This is a genomic window from Mammaliicoccus sp. B-M6 (assembly GCF_022386965.1).
In the GTDB taxonomy this organism is placed as follows: domain Bacteria; phylum Bacillota; class Bacilli; order Staphylococcales; family Staphylococcaceae; genus Mammaliicoccus; species Mammaliicoccus sciuri_A.
In genome coordinates this window covers 1-255 of sequence record NZ_JAJNHJ010000099.1, presented here as the reverse complement: position 1 = coordinate 255, position 255 = coordinate 1, and the positions used below count along the sequence as shown (strand labels likewise).

1 protein-coding gene is annotated in these 255 nt (G+C 23.9%); it reads right to left on the bottom strand.

Going from position 1 to position 255, the window contains the following annotated elements:
- Position 1: 1 nt before the first annotated feature.
- A partial coding sequence (locus LQ693_RS13600; RefSeq protein ID WP_239703282.1) for an IS3 family transposase occupies positions 2 to 255 on the bottom strand: 254 nt, incomplete at its 5' end.

The window sequence follows — 255 nt, the reverse complement described above, 5'->3', positions numbered from 1 at the left end:
ATTAGTATATTATTTCAAAGGTTTGTCTCCTGTAATTTTTGGGAGATAAGCCTTTTAATTTTGATTTGATTCTTTCGTTATTATAAAAATTAATATATCGATGAATAGCTTGTTCAAGATCTTGAAAATCTTTAAATTTTTGGCCATAATACATTTCTTGTTTTAGTAACCCAAAAAAGTTTTCCATAACTGAATTATCTAGACAATTACCTTTTCTAGACATACTTTGAAATATCTTATGTTCTTTTAATAAAT